Here is a 2,182-nt window from a genome sequence, read left to right as displayed (position 1 = left end):
CGGTTATCAGATAAGACAATTAATCACCCTTGGTAACTAATTGTCAAGTTATTTCTTCTTTTTCTTTTTCTTCGGTTTAGGGGTGGAGTTAAGTAGTTCTGCGGTTCTTTCTTTATAGTCCCCTGAACCTCGCAGTAGTTTTTCTATTTTACTTCTTTCGGACATGCTCTTCTCGATTAGATTGTTCAAACTCATCTCATTAGCCAAATCTCCGGCTCTAGTCTTCTCCAATAGGCTATTGATTCTGGCTTCTTTAAGCATTCTGCCCATTACCATGTCGCCAAGGAAAGTTTCCTCCCGAGCGGAATGGTCAGCGTATCCAGCGGTCGGATGGGTTATAGGGTATAATTTTTTCTGCTCTTCCCTGTGCCCTTGGGAATCCGAGAGCAAGTCATTAATCCTAACTTGCTTTAGCGTAGGAAGAGCCTCCCCAGGGTTGATGGGGGTGTAGAGTGACCTTCGTTTAGTCTCAGCGGCAGTGGCTAGGCCGAGTTCAGCAGTTCTTCCTCCTGGATTACGGTGGGCACCCATCGCCTGTTCAATAACTTTGGCTCTATCATCGGGCTTGCTTCCGGAAGGTCGGGGACCACTTAAGTGCTTCATGCCGGGAGTATATAGATTCCCCTGCCCACCTTTCGTCTTCGGTGTCGTCTTGGAGGTAGGGGGTGCCTTAGTATCCGGAGGAGGTACATACCCAGGAAGCGGCTCCGGGTAGTAGTCCCTCTGCTCAACAGCAGGGGGTGCCTTCTTGGAAGTAGAATGCGGAATTGAGGTTAAATTCGGAGACAAGTAAATCGGAGGCTTTCGATTATATACGCTATAATCTGCCATGTATCCTGGTTGATTACCTGTCGCCCCTATCCACACAGTGGCGGAGTGTATACCTGGACCCACTCCCCATCCAGGCAAAGGGGATGCCCCCTCAAATTCCGACTTGCCGTGGTGGGCGATTACTGGAGGTGGCCCGTACTTGGCCTCATACTCCTGCTGGGTTTTCGGATGACGATGTTGCTTCTTCTTCTTAGCCATTAACTTCCCCTAACCCACGAACTATCGGGCTGTAACCTTGGATCGGACATGCCATTGAAGCCATCTTCTGACAGTTGCTTCTGGATGGTCATGAACTCAGAATAATGCTCGTCGTAGTCTGGGTGACGACTATTGTAGATCGCTCCCAGTTTCGCCAACTTCCTCGCCCTAGCAGCCAGAGAGGAATGGTCTGTTCCAAAATCGCTACCTCCAACGCTGTTCGGAACCGCTCCATCTGCCATGTTCATTCCCATCTTAACCATGAAGTCCATTACTTCAGGATGGTGACCCATCCCAGTTACATTAAAAACCCTATCAAGTTCAGGGTTGTCCTTTATCACCTTAGCATAGGCTCGCTCTGCAAGGGCAGACTTTGTTTCGAATTGATTACCGTACTTCTCCCTTGCGGCTTCTTGCCATGCCTTGACTGACTTGGCTTGCTCCGTATCGAGATTGGACTTGCGGTCCTTCTCAAGTTCAAGGATTGGAGCAATAACCTCTTGCCACTGATCTACCGACACCCCTTTGAGGAAGGCGTTCTTCCTAGCCGTTGAAAGAGTGCCACTCAGTTCCTCGTTTGTGCCTTCTGGGACAGGGTATCCATCATGAGATTCAGGGGCACCAAGTCCCCTATAGAAAGAACTCCACTCTTCTGGGGAAGACGATTCGCTCGGAACCCTACTGCCCTCACCCATCTTCTTGCTCAGACTGTGGTACGACATAGCCAAATCCTCCACTGAGGAAAACTTGCCAACCAAGGCATCTCGACCCTCCAGGTCTGCTGGTAGGGATTCATCCAAACTACTCATTCGTAACATCCTCTCTGACTCGCTTGCCCTGTCGGACCAAGGCTTCAATCTTAAAATAGGCTGCTCTAGATCCCTGCCTTTTAGCAAAAGCAATCGGATCTATATGATGCCGTTCCACACGGCCAGCCGCCTCTAGGTCTTTATTCAGGATCTCTTCCGGCTCAAGAGTCTCTTCTGCATGGAGTACCTTCTTCAAGTAGTCCAATACTCTTTGACCCTTTTCGGTCTTGAAGATCTCTTCAGTCTCAACCAAGAAAATCCTTTCTTCCTTACTGAGCATCGACACTCTTTCCTTGTTGCGGTGCCCTTTGTTTCGGTGGACCCTGCTGCGGTGGACCCTGCTG

3 protein-coding genes are annotated in these 2,182 nt (G+C 49.5%); all 3 read right to left on the bottom strand.

Annotated features, from left to right (window positions below; translation table 11 throughout):
- Positions 1-48: 48 nt before the first annotated feature.
- The 3 genes from EYQ01_09680 to EYQ01_09670 are packed head-to-tail and all read right to left on the bottom strand — an operon-like array spanning position 49 to position 2,118.
- Entirely contained in the window at positions 49-1,029 is a 981-nt protein-coding gene (locus EYQ01_09680) for a hypothetical protein (GenBank protein ID HIE66054.1), read from the bottom strand.
- Entirely contained in the window at positions 1,029-1,838 is an 810-nt protein-coding gene (locus EYQ01_09675; protein ID HIE66053.1) for a hypothetical protein, read from the bottom strand. Before EYQ01_09675 ends, EYQ01_09680 begins: the two co-directional genes overlap by 1 nt.
- On the bottom strand, positions 1,831-2,118 hold the full coding sequence (locus EYQ01_09670; protein HIE66052.1) for a hypothetical protein: 288 nt from the start codon (positions 2,116-2,118) through the stop codon (positions 1,831-1,833). The genes EYQ01_09675 and EYQ01_09670 overlap by 8 nt, the downstream gene beginning before the upstream one ends.
- Between the last annotated feature and the right edge of the window lie 64 nt (positions 2,119-2,182).

Source organism: Candidatus Manganitrophaceae bacterium, from assembly GCA_012960925.1.
GTDB lineage: Bacteria > Nitrospirota > Nitrospiria > SBBL01 > JAADHI01 > DUAG01.
This window is presented reverse-complemented; position numbering and strand designations above follow the sequence as displayed.

Bases quoted from the DNA above. Each gene is read 5' to 3' on its own strand.
- EYQ01_09680 (HIE66054.1), bottom strand. From the start codon at position 1,029: ATGGCTAAGAAGAAGAAGCAACATCGTCATCCGAAAACCCAGCAGGAG.
- EYQ01_09675 (HIE66053.1), bottom strand. From the start codon at position 1,838: ATGAGTAGTTTGGATGAATCCCTACCAGCAGACCTGGAGGGTCGAGAT.
- EYQ01_09670 (HIE66052.1), bottom strand. From the start codon at position 2,118: ATGCTCAGTAAGGAAGAAAGGATTTTCTTGGTTGAGACTGAAGAGATC.